The sequence below is a fragment of the Corallococcus exercitus genome (assembly GCF_042231735.1).
Classification (GTDB): domain Bacteria; phylum Myxococcota; class Myxococcia; order Myxococcales; family Myxococcaceae; genus Corallococcus; species Corallococcus exercitus_B.
This window is the reverse complement of the sequence record NZ_CP102577.1, coordinates 8,010,150-8,030,225: the sequence shown is the minus strand read 5'-3', so window position 1 is coordinate 8,030,225 and position 20,076 is coordinate 8,010,150. Positions and strand designations below refer to the sequence as shown.

Below are 20,076 nucleotides of genomic sequence, written 5' to 3'. Positions count from 1 at the left end.
GGGGGTGCAGGCCGCAGAGCGACCAGACAGGCTTATCGCCCTGTGAGGAGGCGCCGCAGTCTGTCCACGCCCCGCAGGGCGGACGAACGTCCGGGGGTGCTCACCGGACCCACCACCCCCCGGTCCAGCAGCTCACGCGTGGCGCGGCGCAGCGGCGGGAAGGCGGCGGTGGCCTGTCCTGCCGCGTCCGGGAACAGGCGCGCCACGATGGCCAGCGACGTGTAGAGGGCGCGCTCCAGGCCGAACGCCTCCGCGCGCGACAGGAGCGCCGGGACGTCCATCGGGCGCGAGTACACGCCGCCCATCCAGGTGGCGCCGGTGATGAGCTCGCGCAGGTCCACGAACGACAGCCACGGCACGTCATACCCGTGGTGAGCGTGGTCCAGCGCGGTGAGCAACAGCGCGTCCTCCAGCTCCGGGCGGAAGACGGACTGGCCGTAGACCTTCATGGGCCGGGCGCGCTCGAAGATACCGGCCAGCTGCTCACGCCGGTTCGCGCCCAGCACGTCCGCGTAGAGGTGGATGGGGGTGCGGCCGTCGGACACGATGCGCGCCGCGCCCGTGTTCCCCGTGTCCGGCTCCGGGACGAACTCGTGGTTGGACAGGTAGCCGGCGAAGCCGTCCACGTCCATGCGGCGCACCAGCACCTGGATGTCCAGCACGGGCCGGAAGCCCACGTGCGGGTAGAGCGCCTCCGCGAAGGCCGCGCCGCCCAGCAGCAGCAGCTTGCGGCCCTCCAGCTGATCCACGATGCGCTTGAAGTGGACCAGCTTCATGACGTTGTCGTTCACGGAGCCGGTGTAGATGGACATCAGCCGGTCGCGGGCCCACTCCGGCGCCTCGCCCCCGCCCATCCGGTACTCCAGGTTGTACGCCGCCAGCGGCGCCAGCCCCTGGGAGATGGCCCAGTCGACGTAGGCCTCCCACGGCGCGCCCCGGAGCTTGCCGCGCGGAGGCTCGAAGGAGGACAGGACCCGGAAGGTGTCGAGGAGGCTGGGCGCCATGGTGCGGCACCTTTAATGGGCCGGGCCCGCCCGCCGCAATCACCGTCTTCCAGCAGGCGAGCGGACGGGCCTTGGCGCCCCTGGCTCCGCCCCCGTTCCGGGAGGAGGCCGCAGCCCCCGCAGCCGCCGCAGCGCGTACCGCACCATGGGCCGGGCCCGGGGGGCGAGGGCCAGCTTCACGGCAATCCAGGCCGGCTTGTTCCGCGCCAGCTCCGCGCCCACCAGCCGGGGCCCGGAGAACAGCCGCGTCGCCAGCGCGCGCTGCCACCGGGGCGGCGCCAGCGCCTTGAGCACCCATGGCGGCACCGGCGCGTCGAAGAGCCGGTGCGCGGCGTCCCACGCGTACCACACCAGGTGGGGCAGCCCCGTCTGCCGCGCGCGCGTCACCACCCGGTCCCAGTCGAGCTTCGGGTGCGCCCGCGCCAGCAGCTTCAGGTCGAACAGCCACGCCAGCCGCTGCAGCAGGTGGTTGCTCGCGTGCAGGGCCAGGTACACGGCCTCGTCCTCCGCGCCCAGGTAGCGCACGGGGTGGCCGTCCAGCGTCGCGTCCCCGGCCCGCGCCACCAGCGCGTCGCCCTCCAGCGCCTGGCCGTAGCCCGCGAGCGCGCGGTAGTGCAGCTCCACCATCCCGTCGGGGCCGGTGAGCTCCACGTGGTGCGCGTCGTCCTGGTCCACCTCGCCGGCCTGGGTGGTGAGCCCCATCCCCTCCAGCGCGTGCACGGAGCACAGCACCCGCGCGCGCGGCACCAGCAGGTCCACGTCGTTCGTCGCGCGCTGCAACGGCTCCGGGTAGAGCCTGAGCCCAAGCCCGTAGCCCTTGAGCAGCACCGGCGTCACGCCCACCTCCGCCAGCGCCGCCAGGCTCCGCGACAGCAGCGAGCGCACGCGCATGCCCCGCGCCGCGCTCATCCGGGCCTCGCGATGCAGCAGCGCCCCGGCGTCCGGCGTCAGCGTCCAGCCCGCCTTCGCGAGCGCGTGCTCGACGAAGCCCGCCAGCCCGTGGCGCACGGCGGCCTTCACCAGCGCGTCGCAGTCACCCGCGTCCGAGGGGGCGGGAGTGGACGGCGCTTCCGGCCAGGCCTGGAGCAGGGTCAGCAGGGCCGGAGCGGAGGTCATGGGCTCACCGCCGCAGCGCGATGATGCGCTCGGGCGCCGCGGCCTCCAGCGCCACCAGCTGCGCCACCCGTTCCGCCACCGCGTCCGAGACGACCTCCAGCGCCAGCTCCTCGTCCCGGTCGATGGCGGCCCGGCCGTCGCGCCACACCAGGCGCAGGGCGCCGAACAGGGCTTCCGCCTCCTTCACGTCCAGGCGCACCTCCAGCGCGGTCGCGGCGCCGGCGTCTGGCAGCTGGGACTCGAAGACGACGCCTCCGCCCACGTCGTCATGCGGGCGGCGCAGGCGCAGCTCCAGCACGGACAGGCTCAGGCCCTGGGACAGCGGCCGGACGGCGTTCCACACCTCCTGGAACGAACCGGCCGCGCGCACCGCGGCGGTGACGGAGCGCACCAGCGAGCGCAGCTCCTGGTTGCGCTGGCGCGTCTGCTGGACCGCGCCCATGTGGCGCACGTCCAGGTAGCCCAGCTTGCGCATCAGCACCATGATGACCACGCCGACGCCGCTGAGCAGCAGCGCGCTCTGCGTGCTGTTGGCGAAGTGCAGCCCCAGCGCGGTGAGCATGAACAGCGTGCACAGCGCGTAGAGCACCAGCACGGTGGTGCGGTGCGACAGCAGGAGGCGGCTCATCAGCCGGTGGTGGATGTGCTCCTTGTCCGCGCTGAACAGGGGTCTGCCCAGCAGCGAGCGGCGCACCATGGCCAGCAGCGTGTCCATGATGGGCAGGCCCAGCGCCATCACCGGCACGAGCAGCGCCACCGCGGTGCCGCTCTTCGACGACGTCTTGATGGACACCGCCGCGAGCACGAAGCCCAGGAACATGCTGCCCGTGTCCCCCATGAAGATGGAGGCCGGGTTGAAGTTGAAGACGAGGAACCCGAGGATGGCGCCCGCGAGCGCCACCATCAGCAGGCACAGCAGCACGTCCCCGCGCATCAGCGCGAGCAGGAGGTGGGTGCCCACGCCGAAGAACGCGACGCCGCCCGCCAGCCCGTCCAGCCCGTCGATGAGGTTGAGCGCGTTGATGACGCCCACCACCCACAGCACCGTCAGGGGCAGGCTCAAGAGCCCCAGCGTCAGCTCCGCGCCGAAGGGGTTGGCCAGCACCTCGATGCGGAAGCCCAGCGCGTACAACCCCAGCGCCACCGCGAACTGCACGGAGAACTTCAGCTTCGCGTCCGCGCCCTTGAGGTCGTCGTAGAAGCCCAGCCCCGCGATGATGGCGCCGCCCACGAAGAGGCCGACGATGAGCTCCGTCTGCGCGAGGAACTGGTCGCCCACGCCCGAGTCCACGATGAACAGCGCGCACAGCGGCGCGAAGAAGCCCCCCACGATGCCGATGCCGCCCAGCCGCGGGATGGGCCGCACGTGCACCTTGCGGCTGGAGTTCGCTTGATCCAACCAGCCCCACGCCAGCGCGCGCTCGCGCACGCGCCAGGTGAGGACGAGCGCCACGAGCAGCGACACGAGGAAGGCGACGAAGAAGGTGACCATGCGGGAAGAGCGTCTACCCCGCATCGTGACGGCCACCGAAGCAGTGCGTCAATGTCCCGGCGGGACGGCGTGAGAACGACGCGCCTGCCTACTTGCCGCCAGAAGCCCGGACACGCAGGACTTCTTCGTAAAGCGCAAGGGTGCGGGCGGCGATGTCGGGCCAGGTGAGTCCCTGGACCTCCGCCTGGGCCGCGCGGCGCAGCTCCTGCCGCCGGGGGGCGTCCGCCGCCAGCTCGCGCACCGCGGCCACCAGCGCGTCCACGTCTCCAATGGGGAAGAGCAGCCCCGTGCGGCCGGGGTGCACGACGGAGGGGGCCACGCCCACGGGGGTGGAGACGGGCACGAGCCCGGAGGCCATGGACTCCACCAGCGCCATGCCGTAGCCCTCCGCGTGGCTGGGGAACAGGAGCACCTCTTCGTGCGCGAGCAGGCCCGGCAAGGTCGCGTGGGCGTAGTGCGGCACCACGCGCAGGTGGGACTGGACGGACGCGGGGAAGGCGGCGCGGACCTCGGGCTCCGGGGTGCCGGTGCCATACAGGGTCAAGGTGAAGGCGAGCCCCTGGGCGTGCAGCCTGCTCACGGCGGCGATGACGTCCTCGCGGCCCTTGCGCTGGATGAAGGTGCCCACGGTCGCGAGCCGCAGCGGTCCTTCGGGCGACGGCGCGGGCAGGGGCAACCCGTGGAAGGCTTGCGCGAGGCCATGAGGGATGAGGCTCAGCTTCGACGCGGGAACGCGCAGCCGTTCACGCGCGTAGGCCATGTCCGCTTCGTTGAGGAGCACGGTGCGGTCCGCCAGGCGCAGCGTCCGCGCCACCTCCCAGAGGCGGAAGCCGCCGTGGTACAGCGGGTACTTCCAGCTCAGGTGCGCCTTGCCCTCGCGCGCGTCGGCGCGGAGCTGTTCGGACACGGTGTGCTCCAGGCCGTGGCTGCGCGTCACCAGCGCGTGACGGCGGGCGGCGCCGGGACGGCCCGCTTGGGCCCAGGGCCACGCGTCCCCGGTGGTGACGTCGAGCACGTCATATCGGCGCGCCACGCGGGCGAGGTGCGCGGAGAGGACCCACGGGAAGCGCAGGTTGTGGAGCGCGGTGAAGTGCTCCACGCCGGGGAAGGCCTCCCCGTAGCTGTAGAAGTCCACGGTGCAGCCCCGGGCCTGGAGCGCTCGGCCCAGCGCGAGCGTCACGCCGGGAGCGCCCAGGTCCTGGGACAGCGGGTGGTGGATGGCCAGGAGCACGCGCATGCGCGCGCTTCATAGCTCACATCTGCGGGCCCGCGAGCAGCGCCGCCCCGATAGCCCCGGACAGGTCGCCCAGCTCCGCGACGTGCATCGCGGGCTTGCGCTCCGTCATGAACAGGTGCGGGTGCATGGCGTCCTCGAGGTCGCGCAGGTACATGGGCGCCAGCCGCGCTCCCAGCCCGCCCCCGATGACGACGGCCTCCACGTCCAGCAGGTTGATGACGGAGGCGATAGCCACGCCCATCATCCGGATGGCGCGTTCGATGAGCCACGTCGCCAGCGGATCCTTCTCCTTCAGCGCCCGCGCCCAGACGGCGCTGGACAGCCGCGTGCGCTTCTTCTCGCGCATGATGTCGAAGAGGATGGTCTTCTCCCCCCTCTTCGCCTCCGCGCGGGCCTTGCGCTCCATGCACGCGCGCCCCGCGTAGGCCTCCAGGCAGCCGCGCCGGCCGCAGCCACAGCGCGCGCCGTCGGGCTTCACCACCATGTGGCCAATCTCACCGGCGGAGCCCCGCCCGCGCCACGGCACGCCGTTGAGCACCAGGCCGCCGCCCACGCCGGTGCCCCACCACACGCCCAGCACCGAGCGGTAGTTGCGGCCCGCACCCAGCTTGTACTCGGCCGCGACGGCCACCTGGACGTCGTTGCCCAGCGCCACCTTGCCGCCGCCCACGAGGTCGCCCAGGTCCGACGCCAGGGGATACGGCGCCTCCCAGCCGCCCGCCACGTTGCTGGTGTGCGCGAGCGTGCCGCTGTTCGCGTCCACCGACCCCGGCGCGCCCACGCCCACGCCCGCGAGCTTCGCGGGCTCGACGCCCGCGGCCTGCGCCGCCTCGCCCAGCGTGCCGTAGAGCTCCTTCACCACCTCGCCCGGACCGCCGGCCGCGGGCGTCGGATGGCGTGCCCGGCCCAGCACCTCGCCGCGCGCGTCCACGACGACGGCTTCAATCTTGGTGCCCCCCAGGTCGATGCCTCCCCAGATGCGGGCCTTGTCGGTCGGCGTCCCGTTCCCCGCGCCGTGCCCGTTGTTCGCTGAAGCCTCGGCCATGTCTCGACTCCGTGGTTCGCGGCATCCCGCGGCCGCACGCGGCACAATCTGCGCAGTGCCTTTCCGTCCGGAGCCGCCGCGCCGGGCACCCCCGCGACCGCCCGCCCGCCCCACGGGGCTGCATGCGGGCCCTCCTTCCGGGAGGCCGTACGCGCCTTCCTCCTCCAGGCCCTGTTCGCCGGAAGCAGGCGCGCATATAGGCTTCCGCCGGAGTTCCTTTCGTGGAGCACCCCGTTTCCCCCATGAGCAGCCGTTCCCCTTCCGCGCCGGACGCCGCCGACGCCCCGCCGCTGGGCACGTCGGACGTGAAGGACCGCGCGCAGCGCTCCATCATCGCCCTGGGCCTGCGCACGCTCGGCTCGCTGGGCTTGCGCGTGGTGAGCTCGCTCGCCCTGTCGCACCTGCTGTTCCCGGGGGACTACGGCGCGTTCGCCATCGTGGCGTTCACCGCGGCGATGGGCGCGTTCCTGGGCGACCTGGGCCTCAGCGCTTCGCTGGTGCGCCAGCAGCACGAACCCACGCAGGACGAGATCAGCACCGCCTTCTGGAGCCACCAGGCGTTCACGGTCCTCATCGTGGGCGTCATCCTGCTGCTCGCGCCGTGGCTGTCGCGCTCCTATGAGCTGGGCCCTTCGGGCGCGGGCATGGTGAGCGTGATGGGGCTGGGGCTGTTCTTCCACTCGCTGCGCGTCATCCCCATCATGATGCTGGAGCGCCAGCTGCGCTTCCCGACGCTCGCGCGCATCGAGCTCATCGAAGGCATCGCGCAGACGGCGACCACCATCCTCCTGGCCTGGCTGCACTGCGGAGCGTGGTCGCTCATCGGCGGCGGGCTCGTGCGGGGCGGGCTGGGCATGGTGATGTTCTGGGCGGCGGCGGGCTGGCGGCCCCGGGGCGCGTTCCGCTGGGACATCGTGAAGCGGCTGCTGTCCTTCGGCATCTGGTTCCAGCTCACGGGCATCATCCCCGCGGCGCTCCAGGGCTGGATTCCGTTGGTGGTGGGGCGCATGGAGGGCAAGGACGCGGTGGGCCTGGTGAACTGGGCCAGCGCCCTGGCCTCCGTGCCGCTCGCGCTGAGCAGTGTCCTCACCCGCGTCGCGTATCCGGCCTACAGCCGCATGCAGCAGGACACGGTCGCGCTCTCGGAGTACCTGCGCACGTCCATCCGGCGCGTGAGCGCGTTGTTGTGCCTGGCCATTCCGTTCGGCGTCATCGCGCTGCCGCCCTTCATCCCGGTGGTCTTCGGAGAGCGCTGGAGCCTCGCGTCCGCGCTGGTGCAGTGGTTCACCATCGAGGCGTCAATGCAGGCGGTGCAGGGCCTCTTGCACTCCCAGCAGCACGCCAGCGGCCACGCGAAGGAACGGATGTACGTGGCCACCACCGCGAGCGTCCTGCGCTTCGGCCTGGGCGCCCTGGCGGTGATGCACTGGGGCATCGTCGGTGTTGGGGTGAGCGCGACGGCCGTCACGCTCACGGAGCTGTGGGTCACGGCGCGGCTGGTGTCCCGCCGCAACCCGCACCTGTCGCGGCTCGAGTTCGAGGTGATGGAGCCGTTCCTCACAGTGGGCGCGCTGCTCGCGCTGGCGCTGGGCTTCTCCCGGCTCGCGATGGGGCAGGACGGGCTGCTGGTGCAGGCGCTGGTGGCGGCGGGGGTGCTGACCGCGCTGGTGCTCGCGCGTGAGGGCACGCGGCGCGGCCTGTCGTTGCTGGGCGAGCTGCGCGCCGTGGTCCAGCACCTGCGCGCGAGGCGGGCGCCTCCGTGAGCCGTGCGTGGCACCTGCTCACGGGGGAGTATCCCCCGGCCCCTGGCGGCGTCTCCGACCACTCCCGGAGCATCGCCCACGCGCTGTTGAACGAGGGGGAGACAGTGCACGTCTGGACCCCTGGCGCGGAGGGCGTCACGGATGATCAGGGCGTGACCGTGCACCGGTGGCCCGGCCTCTTCACGCCGCCGGGACTGGTGCGCCTGACGCGCGAGCTGGATGCGACGCCGGGGCCTCGAAGGCTGCTGCTCCAGTACGTGCCGCATGCGTTCGGAATGAAGGCGATGAACGTGCCGTTCTGCGCCTGGTTCGCCGCGAGGCGGCAGGACGAACGCGAGCTGTTCATCCATGAGGCGGTGTACCCGTGGAGCCCCGGTGCGCCGTGGAAGCACCAGGTGCTGGCAGGGGTCACGCGCGTGATGCTCCGCACGCTGACGCTCGGCGTGGAGCGCGCCTACGTCTCCATTCCCACCTGGGCGCAGCACCTTCCCGAGCCGCTGCGGACGCGGGCCCTGTGGTGTCCCATTCCCAGTCCCCTGCCCCTCGACGTGCCGGCGGACGCCGTGCGCGCGGTGCGTGAAGCGCTGGGCGGTGGCCCCACGGTGGCGCACTTCGGCACGTACGGCGCGGCCATCGCGGGACCGCTGGAGGCCGTGCTCGTGCCGTTGTTGCAGCGGGATGTGCGAAGGCAGGCATTGCTGCTGGGCCGAGGGAGTCAGGGCTGGAGTGAGGCCCTGGGGCGGAAGCATCCCGCGCTGGCCCGCCGTCTCCATGCGAGGGATGGACTGGCACCAGAGGCCGTGGCCGCGCACCTGCGCGCGGCGGAGCTGCTGTTGCAGCCCTACCCCGACGGCGTCAGCGCCCGGCGCAGCAGCGCGATGGGTGGTCTGGGCCTGGGCCTTCCCATCATCACCAACACCGGGCACCTGAGCGAACCGCTGTGGCGCGAGCTGCGGCCGGTGGCGCTCGTGGATGATGCGTCACCGACCGCGCTGCTGGCGCTCGCGGAGCACCTGTTGGAGCACGGTGAGGAACGCCGGGCCCTGGGTGAGCGCGCGGCCCGCGTGTACCGCGAGCACTTCACGCTGGAGCACACGGTGGCGTACCTGCTGCGCCGTCCCGGGCTCGCCTCATGAGTGACACGTCAATGGCCCCGGATCAGCGTGACGCCGCGCGTCGTGGCGCTATCCCTGCGCTGGGCTCCACGGGCCCCCTTCCGCCCGACGCGGCCCCAACCTGTCCGACTGTCGGACAGGTTTCCGCTGTTCGGCTGGAACGGACGTCCCCCCAGCCGCGGTCTTCCAAACCTGTCCGACAGTCGGACAGGTTCGTGCGATGCGCTGCTGACGGGCGGTCCCAGCAGGGTTCTCACCTTCTCATCCATGGGGACAGACTTCAGACTCGAAGGCTGAGAGCGCTGGAGTGGCTCGCGGACATGAACGAGATGCGTCTCAAGAACGGAATCCTCCAACCAGGGGCGATGAGCAGGTGAGCCCCTTGCGGTTGAAGGTCTTGATGGATCCGCGCGAGGAGGGCTGGCCCAGCATGGACCTGGTGGGCGAAGCCCTCGTGGAGGGACTGTCGGCGTTCCCCTCCGAGGTCGACGTCACCCGCGTGCGGCCGTCCATCCCTCACGCCGTGCGTGCCCTGCCCCGCGTGGGAAGCCGCAAGGCCGCCTTCAACGCGGACCGGCTGCTCACCCGCTTCGGCCTCTACCCGGCGCGACTGCTGCGGGAGCGCGCGGGCTCCGACGCGTTCCACGTCGTGGACCACACCTACGCGCAGCTCGTCCACATGCTGCCCGCGGAGCGCACCGGCGTCTTCTGCCATGACCTGGATGCCTTCCGCTCCGTCCTGGAGCCCCACCGGGAACCGCGCCCCACGTGGTTCCGGATGATGGCCAGGGCCACGCTCAAGGGACTGGAGCGCGCGGCCCTCGTCTTCCACAGCACGCAGCAGGTGCGAGACGAACTGCTCGCGCACGGCGTGGTGCCTCCCGAGCGGCTGGTGTGGGCGCCCTACGGTGTATCGCCGGAGTACCGGTCCGAGTCCGTGCCCGGAGATGCCAGTGACGCGGTGCTCGCGCCGTTGAAGGGCCGGCCGTACCTGCTGCACGTGGGCAGCGCCATCCGCCGCAAACGCCTGGACGTGCTCTTCGACACCTTCGCTGCACTGCGGGTCCGGCATCCGGACCTCATGCTGGTGCAGCAGGGCGGCGAACTGGACGCGACCCAACAGGCCCAGGTGGTGCGGCTCGGCTTGAAAGACGCGCTGCTCCAGCCGCCCCGGCAGGAGCGGGCCACGCTCGCGGGCCTGTACCGGCATGCCCGCACGGTGCTGGTGCCCAGTGAAGCGGAAGGCTTCGGCCTGCCCGTCATCGAAGCGCTGGCATGTGGTGTCCCCGTGGTGGCCAGCGACCTGCCGGTGCTGCGCGAAGTGGGCGCGGACGCCTGCACGTACTGCCCCGTGGGCGACGTGGCCGCATGGGCGGAAGCCGTGGATGCGCTGCTCACGGGCCGCGTGCCCGCGCCCTCACCGGAGACGCGCCGTGCACGGGCCGCGCGCTTCACCTGGAGTGCCCACGCGCGCACGGTGCTGGACGCGTACCTGCATCGCCTTGACCGCCCCGGGCGGGTCTGATTCGGTCGCTCCCGCGTGCGCATCCTGTTCCTCAACCCCGTGGGAATCCTGGGCGGTGCCGAGCGCGCACTCGTGGACCTCCTCGCGTGCCTGCGCACGCAGGAGCCCGCCCTGTCGCTGCACCTCATCGCGGGCACGGACGGGCCGCTCGTGGAGACGGCTCGGGGCCTCGGTGTGGAGGCCCGGGTGCTCGCCCTCCCCGACCGCCTCTCCGCGCTCGGGGACAGCGGACTGCGGGAACAGGGCCGCGCCGGCCTCTTTCGCTTCGCGCGGGAAGTTGCCCCCACGCCCCTGCTGCTGGCCCGCTACGGACTCGACTTGCGGCGCGCGGTGCGTGACGCGGTGCCGGACCTGCTGCACTCCAATGGCATCAAGACCCACCTGCTGAGCGCGGCCACCACCGGGCTTCCGATTCCGCGCGTGTGGCACGTGCACGACTTCCTCGGCGAGCGTCCGCTCGTGCGTCGTGCGCTCTCTGGGCTGCATCACCTCGCCTCGGCCGCCATCGCGAACTCGCAGGCGGTGGGGAACGACGCGCGCACGGTGCTCCGGAACGTGCCCGTGCACGTCGTGCCCAACGGCGTGGACGTGGAGCGCTTCTCCCCGGCCGTGGGCGACAGCGCGCGCACGGTGCTTGGGAACAGCGTGCCCACCGGCGAGGAACGCTCCTCCCCGGACATGGGTGACGGCGCGTGGTTGGATGCGCTGGCTGGGCTGCCTCCCGCGCCTCCAGGCACGCTGCGAGTGGGGCTCGTGGCCACGTATGCGCGCTGGAAGGGACATGACGTCTTCCTGGAGGCCGCGGCCCTGCTGACGCGTCAGGCACCGTCGCTGCCCGTGCGCTTCTACCTCGTGGGCGCGCCGCTCTACCGCACGGCCGGCTCGCAGTTCACCGACGCGGAGCTGCGCGAACGGGTGGAGCGCCACGGCCTCACGGGCCGCGTGGGCTTCGTGCCCTTCCAGCCTGAACCCGCCCGCGTCTACCGGGCGCTGGACGTCTTCGTGCACGCGAGCACCCGCCGCGAGCCCTTCGGACTCACCATCGCGGAGGCGCTCGCCTGCGGCCGGGCCGCCGTCATCTCGAAGTCGAGCGGCGCGGCCGAAGCGCTCCGGGACGGCGAGGACGTCCTGGCCATCGAACCCGGTGACGCGAACACGCTCGCGGCCGCCCTGCGCCGGCTCCTGGAGGACGCAGCCTTGCGAGACACCCTGGGCCGCGCGGCGCGCCATACCGCCGTGCGCCGCTTCTCCCGCGAGCGCTACGCCCGCGACATCCTCCAGGTGTACCGGAGCCTCGTCTCCGCGCGAGGCCACTCATGATGCGTCCCCGGAAGCTCGTCACCGTCTCGCACTCGTACGTCGTCACGCTCAACCGGCGGCTGGCCAACGAGATGGCCCGCGTGGGCGCAGGCCGCTGGGACGTCACCGCCGTGGCTCCCAGCTCCTTCCATGGAGACCTGGGCCCCCTGGTCCTCCAGCGCGACCCCAATGAGGCCGTGAACCTGGAGGCCGTGCCCGCCTGGTTCAGCCGCTCCCTGCACGGCTTCGTCTACGGGCCGGAGGTGCACGCGCATTTGTCTCGGGGCGCGGACCTGGTGCACCTGTGGGAGGAGCCCTACGTGCTCTCCGGCCTGGAGGTGGCGCTGATGACGCCCGCCCACGTGCCGCTCGTCTTCTGCACGTTCCAGAACCTGGCCAAGCGCTATCCCCCGCCCTTCGCGCAGGCAGAGCGCTTCGTCGTGCGCCGCGCAGCGGGGTGGATCGCCTGGGGCCAGACGGTGCACGACAATCTCCTCGCCCGGCCCGGCTATGCGCAGCGCCCCTCGCGCTTCATCCCCGTGGGCGTGGACGTGGAGCACTTCCGCCCGGATCCGGAGGCGGGCCGCGCCTTCCGCGAGCGCCTGGGCTGGAAGGCCGAAGGGCCCCCCGTGGTGGGCTTCCTGGGCCGCTTCGTGCCGGAGAAGGGACTGCGTCTCCTCATGGATGCGCTCAACAACTTGAGCACACCCTGGCGCGCACTCTTCGTCGGAGGAGGCCCGTTGGAGGCGGAGCTGCGCGGATGGGCGGACTTCCACGAAGACCGCGTGCGCATCGTCACTGGCGTGAAGCACGCGCAGGTACCCCACGCGCTCAATGCCATGGACGTGCTCTGCGCGCCCAGTGAGACGACGCCCGCGTGGAAGGAGCAATTCGGCCGGATGCTCGTGGAGGCCTTCGCGTGCGGCGTGCCGGTGTTCGCCAGTGACTCCGGAGAGATTCCGCACACCGTGGGCGATGCCGGGCGCATCCTGCCGGAGGGCTACTCTCCGGCCTGGACCACCGCGCTCGCGGAGCTGCTGGAGAGTCCCGCCCGGCGTCAGGAGATGTCCACGCGGGGCCGCGAGCGAGCCGTGTCCCGCTTCGCCTGGCCGGTGGTCGCGAAAGCGCACCTCGACTTCTTCGAGCAGGTGCTCCAGCGCGGTGCGTGAGGCTCAGGCCTCCAGCCGAGCCACCACCGCCGCCGCCATCGCGTCCCACGTCCAGGCGCGCAGCTCCGACGACAGCGCGCCCACGGCGGGCATCCAGTCCCCACCCCGGGCCCGCCATTCCTCCAGGCGCCGCACCAGCTCGCCGGAGTCCTCGGGGTCGTCCAGCAGCAGCCCCTGGAGCGAGGAAGGGTAGCGCTCCGCCACGCCCGCCGAGCGGCTCACCAGCGCGGGGATGCCCACGCACAGCGCTTCATGCACGCCCAGACCATAGGCCTCATAGCGCGTCGGAGCGACCAGCAGATCCGCCGCGGCCAGCAGGCGGGGCACGTCGTCGCGGAAGCCCAGGAAGCGGATCCGCTCGCCCAGGCCCTGCTCACGCGCCGCGCGCTCCCAGCGCTCCCGCTCCGCGCCGGTGCCCACCACGCCCAGGTCCACGTCCCACTCGCGTCGCGCGCACAGCTGGGCCCACGCGTGGAAGAGCGTGTCGAAGCCCTTGCGCCGGTCCCCCAGCGCGCCCACGAACAGCGCCATCCGCCGCTCTTGAGACCAGCCCAGGGACGCACGGGCCTCGCGCCGCAGCGTGGGAGACGTGGACGGGAAGCGCGCGGGGTCACCGCCCAGGTACACGACGTGGACGCGCGAGGCCTCCACGCCCGTCGCGGCCAGCAGGTCCAGCCGCGTGCGCTCCGAGTTCGCCAGGATGATGCGAGCCCGGCGCAGCGCGCGTTGCTCGCGGCGCAGGTACACGCGGTGGCTCACGACGCTCTTGAGACGTCGCAGCGGGTTTCCGACGGATTCGGACTCGGGCACGTGCGCGGCGTGGACGTAGTGGACCCAGTTGGCGGCGGCGACCTCGCAGTTGCCGCCGTTGGCCACCACCTGTCCGCCCTCCGCCAGCGTGCGCGCGGCCCAGAAGCGCCCCACGGCATCGAGCAACGGCTCGCCCAGCAGGTACGCGTTCGCGGGCTTGGGCACGCGGACGAAGCGCACGTTGGGGTAGCTCAGGAGCGAGTCCGCCACGCGGTACGCCACCAGCCGCACGGGCCCGCCCTGGCGCGCGAGCCAGTCCGCCAGCGCGAGGTTCGCGCGGTCCATGCCCCCGGTGGAGACGAAGTCACCGGCGATGAGGGTGTACGGCCGCATTCCGGTTCCAGGAGTACGCGCTGAAGAAGGCCGCGTTGAGCAGCCAGAACTCCATTCCCATCTGGCTCATGAAGAACTGATAGCTGAAGGTCTGCGCGATCGCGCCCAGGTCATACGCGAAGAGGAGGCTGCCCCAGAGCCAGAACTCGCCTCGAGAGTCATCGCGGCGCCGGGCCACCTGGAAGCCCCACCCCAGCGTCACCAGCAGCGCGAGCGGATAGCAGACGAGCCCCAGCCAGCCGCCGTCATAGGCCCAGGCCGTCCACTGGATCTCGGCCCAGAGCGGCGGGCTCGTGCGGTCCAGGTTGTCACCGAAGTAGGCGTTGGCCATGCCGTAGCGGCCCAGGCCCGCGCCCAGGGGAAACTCCGGGAGCACCTCGTCGAAGGTCTCGTCGAGGAAGCGGCCGCGGTTGGACTGATACACCTTCGAGGGGTCGGACGCCGTGAGCGTGCTCCACCGAGAGAGCACCGCGTCGCCGCCGACCGCGACAGCCCAGCCGAAGGCCACCACCGCGAAGCCGCCCACGACCGAGGCCAGCGTCACCAGCCGCACCCACCGGCCGCTCACGGTGAGCACCAACCCCATGGCCGCCATGCAGACGAGCAGCGTCACCGCCGCGACGCGCACCTGGCCCAGATAGAGGCAGATGAGCCCGATGCCGATGCCCGCCGCGCCGAGCACCTTCCTGGAGAGCCCCTGGCGGCTGAGCAGGAACGCTCCCCCCAGCAGCACCGAGTAGAAGGCACCCGTGGCGGCTCCGCCCGGAACGTCCGTCAGTCCCATGGGGCGGAACACGCGCGCGCCGCTCGCGGTCTCGAACTGGAGGCTGCGCACGTAGCCCTCGCCCTGGCCTTCGACCATGGCGGACAGGGCGGGCTGGAAGCGGCCGGGGAAGGTCACCTGCAGGATGCCCAGCGAGGCGCTCGCCACGTTGAACAGGAAGAGCAGCAGGACGACGCGTCCGAACATCTTCGCGTCGATGCGCAGGCGGCTCGCCCAGAAGAGGGGCGCGAACACGGACACCTGGATGCCCAGCTGCGCGGCCGCCGCCAGTGGGGTGTTGGTGCCGGGGTGGAAGAAGTTCAGCGCGGTGAGCCCCGCCGACGCGAGCAGGAAGGGCATCGCCGGGTGCTTGAGGCGCGGGCCCTTCACCAGCACCAGCAGCGCCAGGCTCGTGCCGAACGACAGGATGCGGAACACCACGCGCGCCGGCGCCAGCGCCTCCACCAGCAACGCGAGCTGGCAGACGAAGAGCAGCGCGATGAACGCCACCACCACGTGGCCCGAGCCGAGCAGCCCCGGGGACGCGGGCGCCGGAGTGGACACGGGCTGCACCGCGGGCTGTGGCGCACGGCGCACGTAGCGCTGGTGCAGCACACCGGGGCCCCGGAGCTGGGGACGAGGACTGGCGCCCCTCATGCGATGGGCTCCCGGGCCACGGAGCGCACAGCGTCCTCCAGCGCGTCCAGGAACACGGCCGGCGAGCTCAGCGCCTTCGCGCGAGCAGGTCCACCGCCGCCCAGCCTGCGCCTTGCCGATTCATCTTCGACGAGCTCGCGCAGCGCCACGGCCAGTGCCTCCGGCTTCGGCGGCACGAGCACGCCACACGACGCATCGACGATCTCCAGCGGCCCACCCAGCGCGGTCGTGACCACGGGAAGCCCGGCGTAGAGCGCCTCCACGAACGCCAGTCCGAAAGGCTCCGGTCCGGTGTTGGGCTGACAGTGCACCTCCGCCGCGCGCAGCAGGCGAGGCACATCCGAGCGCTGCCCCAGGAACCGCACGCGGCCCCCGAGCCCCAGGGCGGAAGCCTGGGCCTTCAAGCCCTCTTCGTAGGAGACCTCCTCCGGACGCTGCGCGCCGCCAGCGAACCACGCCTTCCAATTCGGGACCTGTCGCAGCCGGCCCAGCGCCTCGAGGAGCAGCCGCTGCCCCTTCCACTCCTGCATGCGGCTGGCATGGACGATGACGACCTCCGACGGATCCGCGCCCAGCTCGCCTCGGAGCGAGGCGCGCTCGGAAGCGGTGAGGCCAGGGCCGCCGTCCCGGACGGGAGGATGGAGCACGCGCCAGGGCGTGCGCGGATACACGCTCCGCAGCGTGCTCGCGGTGTAGCGGCTGTTGCACAGCGCCAGGTCCGGCACGGTGACCCGGGCCCACCGCTCCGCCCAGTGCGCCCCCGAGAGCGCGTCATGCTGGAAGAAGATCAGCGGCACGCCGGCCGTGCGCACCACCGGTCCGAAGAGGGCCTGCGGCCACGCCGCGTGACACACCACCGCGTCGAACGCCTCCCGCTGGAGCAGCGCCATCAGCGAGCGACGCGCCTCCCAGACCCGCCAGGGACGGCTCACCTTCGCCGGCCCCAGCAGCGTCAGCGGTGCGCCCGCCGCGCGAAGCTCCTCCGCGATGCGCCCCTCGAAGCAGAGCGCGAACGCATGCACGCCCTCCCGGCCCGCGCTCGAGAGCGCCAGCGTGCGCAGCAGCGTCTCCACGCCACCGTACAGATTGCCGCTGGAGACGTGCAGCACACGCATGCGCGGACCTTCAGCGCCCACCCGCGACGTGCCGGACGGAGGCATCGCTCCGCTCCTCCGTCACGGGCCGGCGTCCGAGCGCCTCCGCGTACAGCTCCAGGCTGCGCGACGCCATCACGTCATGGGCGAACTCCGCCCGGGCACGCTCCTGCGCCCCGCGCGACAATCGCTCCCGCAGCCCCGGCTCCTCCACCAACCGCCGCGCCGCCGCCGCCAACGCCTTCGCATCCCCCACCGGGACCGTGAGCCCGGTGCGCTCATGCAGGCTCACCCACGCCACCCCGGAGTCCGGCACGGCGGTGTTGAGCACGGGCAGCCCGCTCGCCAGGGCCTCCACCTGCGACAGGCCATACGCCTCGCTGCGCGCGTTGCTCGGGAACCACAGGGCCGTCGCGGCCCTGAACGCGCCCGCGAGCGCCTCCGGCGACAGGTACCCCGCCCACGTCACGCGGTCCTCGATGCCCAGCGCCTTCGCCCTCGCGCGGCCTTCCTCCGCCAGCGGCCCCTCGCCCACGATGACCAGCCGCCCCGGCGCGTGCACCAGCGCCTCCAGCGCCGTGAACAAGCCCTTGTAGTAGACGAGCCGCCCCACCATCAGCCACAGCGGGCCGCCCGCCGCCTCCGCCGTCCACCGCGCCTGCGCCTCGCGCGCCTCGGCGGAAGGATGCAGGTACGCGTCCAGCTCGATGCCCAGCGGCAGCACCCGCACCTTCGACTTGAACGTGGACAGGAGCGACGAGCCGCGCACGTACGCGTCGCTCGTGGCCAACAGCCGCGCCGCGCGCGAGTACAGCATCCACTCGAAGGGACGGAACAGCGCCCCCGCGACCTTCTGCCGGATGACGTCGCTCTGGTGCGTCACCACCACCGCGGGCAGGCGCGGCACGGCATCCAGCGCCAGCACCATGCTCGGGTTGGGCACGTGCAGGTGCACCACGTCCACGCCCCGCGCCAGCGCCCGCCGCAGCACGAACGGCAAGGACGGCATCACGTCCATGCGCGCCACGGACGCAAGCCGCCCCAGCCGCACCACGCGCACCGGCCCATCCCACTCCTCACGCGTGGGGCTGCGCCCGTGGAACTCGTGGCTCGTGCCGGTGCCGTCCACGGAATGGTTCGCGCACAGCACCTCCACCTGCGCGCCCAGCGACGCCTGCGCCCGCGCCAGCGTGCGCACGTGCGCCTCCATGCCGCCGGAGGCCGGAGGGTAGAACTTCCCCAGGTGCAGCACCCGCAGGCCCGCGCCCTTCACGACGGCGCCACCCCGCCCTTGGGCTCGTCCTGCGTCGGGCCGTAGCCCTGGTAGCCCAGGTACGTGTCGCCGTAGCGCGGCTGCCGCAGGTCCACGTCGTTGAGGATGGCGCCGAACATCCGCGCCTGCACGTCCGCCAGCGAGCGCAGCGCGCGCTTCGCGGCGCCCCGGTCCGTCCGGCCCGCCTTGAGCACCATCACCACGCCGTCCGCCTGCGTCGCCAGCACCGCCGCGTCCACGACGGCGTTGAGCGGCGGGCTGTCCAGGATGATGCGGTCGAACTTCTCCCCGGCCTGGCGCAGCAGCTCCGCGAAGGCGCGCGTGTGCAAGAGCTCCGCGGGGTTCGGCGGCAGCGGGCCACACGGCAGCACGAAGAGGTTGGGCACCTCCGTGCTCTTCACCGCCCTGTCCAGCGAGCCCTCGCCCACCACCAGCGAGCTGATGCCCAGGTCGTTGGGCACGCCGAACGCGCGGTGCAGCCGCGGCCGGCGCATGTCCGTGTCCAAGAGCAGCACGCGGTTGCCGCTCTGGGCCATGGCCACGCCCAGGTTGATGCACGTGGTGGACTTGCCCTCCTGCGGGCCGCTGGACGTCACCACCAGCGTCTTGCAGGGGTGGTCCGGCGACATGAACAGGAGGTTGGTGCGCACCGCGCGGCAGCACTCCGCCACCGCCGAGCGCGGCGCCCGGTGCACGTACAGGTCGCGGTCGCCCGGCGCCTTCGTGGCCTCCATGCGCGGCACCACGCCCAGGAACGCCAGGCCCAGCACGTCCTCCACGTCCGCCTGCGACATGACGCTGTTCTCCAGCATCTCCAGGAACAGCGCCACGCCCAGCCCCAAGAGCAGCCCCATCACCCAGCCCACCATCAGGTTGCGCCGCGTGTGCGGCCGCACCGGCACCATCACCGGCTGCGCGGCGTCCAGCACGCGCACGTTGCTCGTGCGCAGCAGGCCCGACAGCTCGATGTCCTTCAGCCGCTTGAGCACCAGCTCATACAGGCGCTGCGTGTTGTCCGACTCGCGCTGGAGCCGTCCGTACTCGATGGCCTTCTTGTTCACCTGGAAGGCCTCGGCCTTGGCCGCGTCCAGCAGCTTGTTGAGGTTCTTCTCCTCGCCCTGCGCCTCCACCAGCTGCGTCTCCGCGGAGCGCACCACGTTGGTCAGGCTCTTGAGCAGGTCCGCGCGCACGACCTCCAGCTTGCGGTTGCACTCCAGGAGCTTCGGGTGCTCCGGCAGGTAGCGCTCGGTCAGCTCCGCGCACGCGGCCTTCTGCTCGCCGTAGCGTGACTTGAGGTCCTGGATGGGCCCGTCCTTCGCGCCGGGCACGGCCTCCGCCCACGTCTCGTCGTTGCCGGCGTCCTTGCGCAGCCGGTGGATGGCGTCCACGCGCGCCTGCTGCGCCGCGATGCGCGTCTGCACCTCGGTGAGCTTCAGGTTGTAGGAGTTGATCCGCTCGCTGACGATGGACAGCCGCGACTCCAGCGACGTGGACAGCATGTCCGCGTCCTTCTTCAGGTCGTAGACGGCCATCTCGTCGGACTTGGACTGGCGGCCCAGCTCATCCAGGCGCCCCTCCAGCCACGTGCGCGCCTCCTCCGTGGTGCGCAGCTTGAGCGCCAGGTTCTCCGCCATGTACGCGGCGGCCACCTCGTTGGAGAGCAGCGCCGCGCGCGCGGGGTCCACGTCCTCCACGCCAATGTTCATCACCCGCGAGTCCTTGCCGGGCACCACCTGGATGCGCGAGCGCAACAGCCCCACCGCGTCCGCGCCCTCCAGCGCCTTCGCGCGCTCCTCCGGGTCCAGGTTCGCGGGCAGCCCCAGGAAGGCCGCGTCCTTCGCCAGCCCCAGCCGGTCCACCACGCGGCTGGCCACCGCGCGCGAGGTGATGATCTCGCTCTGCGTGGCGTAGTACTCCTTGTTGAACCAGTAGTTGCTGCGCTCCTCCCCCATGACCTCCTTCACCTCGCCGTCGAGGATGCGCGGCGCGGTGACGTCGATGATGAGCGAGGTGCTGGCCGCGTAGATGCGCGGCTGCCGGAGCGTCCAGGCCGCCGTGAGCGCGGTGACCGCCAACGCCACCCCGAGCATCACCCACCGGCGGCGCCACACGCCGCGCACCCGGTGCATCAGGTTCGCGGACGTCGCGCCGGGAGCCCCACCGGCCGGGTCCAACACCGTTCCTTCCACGTCGCGTCTCTCCGGAGGTGGCTGCCGCGGGCGGTCCGCTAACGGCCCGAAAAGCCTCCGGACCCGACCTGCACCCACATCGCGCTGGGGGGAATAACAGCCGGAGCGTGCAACGGGCCGGGCGGGTTGTCCATCCGACCGACGCCGCCTGGATGCCCCTCGTCCATCCGATCCGGTCCGCGAACGCGCACC

General features: G+C 72.2%; 15 protein-coding genes. 5 read left to right on the top strand and 10 right to left on the bottom strand.

Going from position 1 to position 20,076, the window contains the following annotated elements; all coding sequences use genetic code 11:
- Positions 1-32 precede the first annotated feature (32 nt).
- From NR792_RS32240 to NR792_RS32220, 5 genes are all read right to left on the bottom strand, one after another.
- Positions 33-1,004 (bottom strand): nucleotidyltransferase family protein, encoded by a 972-nt coding sequence (locus tag NR792_RS32240; RefSeq protein ID WP_375756552.1) that lies wholly within the window; start codon positions 1,002-1,004, stop codon positions 33-35.
- A 39-nt stretch (positions 1,005-1,043) separates the two neighbouring features.
- The gene (locus NR792_RS32235) at positions 1,044-2,120 is read right to left on the bottom strand and encodes a nucleotidyltransferase family protein (protein WP_375756551.1); all 1,077 of its coding nucleotides are present in this window, start codon (positions 2,118-2,120) and stop codon (positions 1,044-1,046) included.
- Positions 2,121-2,124: 4 nt separating this feature from the next.
- Positions 2,125-3,612 (bottom strand): MraY family glycosyltransferase, encoded by a 1,488-nt coding sequence (locus NR792_RS32230; RefSeq protein ID WP_375756550.1) that lies wholly within the window; start codon positions 3,610-3,612, stop codon positions 2,125-2,127.
- 88 nt (positions 3,613-3,700) lie between these two features.
- Complete coding sequence (locus tag NR792_RS32225; RefSeq protein ID WP_375756549.1) at positions 3,701-4,849, bottom strand: glycosyltransferase family 4 protein; 1,149 nt, start codon at positions 4,847-4,849, stop codon at positions 3,701-3,703.
- Between the two features lie 16 nt (positions 4,850-4,865).
- Positions 4,866-5,894: an ROK family protein gene (locus tag NR792_RS32220; RefSeq protein ID WP_375756548.1), complete on the bottom strand. Its 1,029-nt coding sequence runs from the start codon at positions 5,892-5,894 to the stop codon at positions 4,866-4,868.
- A 242-nt stretch (positions 5,895-6,136) separates the two neighbouring features.
- Here NR792_RS32220 and NR792_RS32215 point away from each other — a divergent pair, with 242 nt between their 5' ends.
- From NR792_RS32215 to NR792_RS32195, 5 genes are all read left to right on the top strand, one after another.
- The gene (locus NR792_RS32215; RefSeq protein ID WP_375756547.1) at positions 6,137-7,657 is read left to right on the top strand and encodes an oligosaccharide flippase family protein; all 1,521 of its coding nucleotides are present in this window, start codon (positions 6,137-6,139) and stop codon (positions 7,655-7,657) included.
- Positions 7,654-8,793, top strand: coding sequence for a glycosyltransferase (locus tag NR792_RS32210; RefSeq protein ID WP_375756546.1), 1,140 nt, complete (start codon positions 7,654-7,656; stop codon positions 8,791-8,793). Before NR792_RS32215 ends, NR792_RS32210 begins: the two co-directional genes overlap by 4 nt.
- Before the next feature lie 379 nt (positions 8,794-9,172).
- Positions 9,173-10,297, top strand: a complete 1,125-nt coding sequence (locus tag NR792_RS32205) for a glycosyltransferase family 4 protein (RefSeq protein ID WP_375761725.1) — start codon at positions 9,173-9,175, stop codon at positions 10,295-10,297.
- Positions 10,298-10,312: 15 nt separating this feature from the next.
- Entirely contained in the window at positions 10,313-11,617 is a 1,305-nt protein-coding gene (locus NR792_RS32200) for a glycosyltransferase family 4 protein (protein ID WP_375756545.1), read from the top strand.
- Entirely contained in the window at positions 11,614-12,765 is a 1,152-nt protein-coding gene (locus NR792_RS32195; RefSeq protein WP_375756544.1) for a glycosyltransferase family 4 protein, read from the top strand. The genes NR792_RS32200 and NR792_RS32195 overlap by 4 nt, the downstream gene beginning before the upstream one ends.
- 3 nt (positions 12,766-12,768) lie before the next feature.
- Here NR792_RS32195 and NR792_RS32190 read toward each other — a convergent pair whose 3' ends face one another.
- Genes NR792_RS32190 through NR792_RS32170 form a run of 5 tightly spaced genes read right to left on the bottom strand, consistent with a single transcriptional unit; the run spans position 12,769 to position 19,884 of the window.
- Complete coding sequence (locus NR792_RS32190) at positions 12,769-13,860, bottom strand: glycosyltransferase family 4 protein (protein WP_375761724.1); 1,092 nt, start codon at positions 13,858-13,860, stop codon at positions 12,769-12,771.
- A gap of 19 nt (positions 13,861-13,879) precedes the next feature.
- Positions 13,880-15,328, bottom strand: a complete 1,449-nt coding sequence (locus tag NR792_RS32185; RefSeq protein WP_375756543.1) for an O-antigen ligase family protein — start codon at positions 15,326-15,328, stop codon at positions 13,880-13,882.
- On the bottom strand, positions 15,325-16,443 hold the full coding sequence (locus NR792_RS32180) for a glycosyltransferase family 4 protein (protein WP_375756542.1): 1,119 nt from the start codon (positions 16,441-16,443) through the stop codon (positions 15,325-15,327). Before NR792_RS32180 ends, NR792_RS32185 begins: the two co-directional genes overlap by 4 nt.
- Before the next feature lie 10 nt (positions 16,444-16,453).
- Entirely contained in the window at positions 16,454-17,695 is a 1,242-nt protein-coding gene (locus NR792_RS32175) for a glycosyltransferase (RefSeq protein WP_375756541.1), read from the bottom strand.
- On the bottom strand, positions 17,692-19,884 hold the full coding sequence (locus NR792_RS32170; RefSeq protein ID WP_375756540.1) for a GumC family protein: 2,193 nt from the start codon (positions 19,882-19,884) through the stop codon (positions 17,692-17,694). The genes NR792_RS32175 and NR792_RS32170 overlap by 4 nt, the downstream gene beginning before the upstream one ends.
- Between the last annotated feature and the right edge of the window lie 192 nt (positions 19,885-20,076).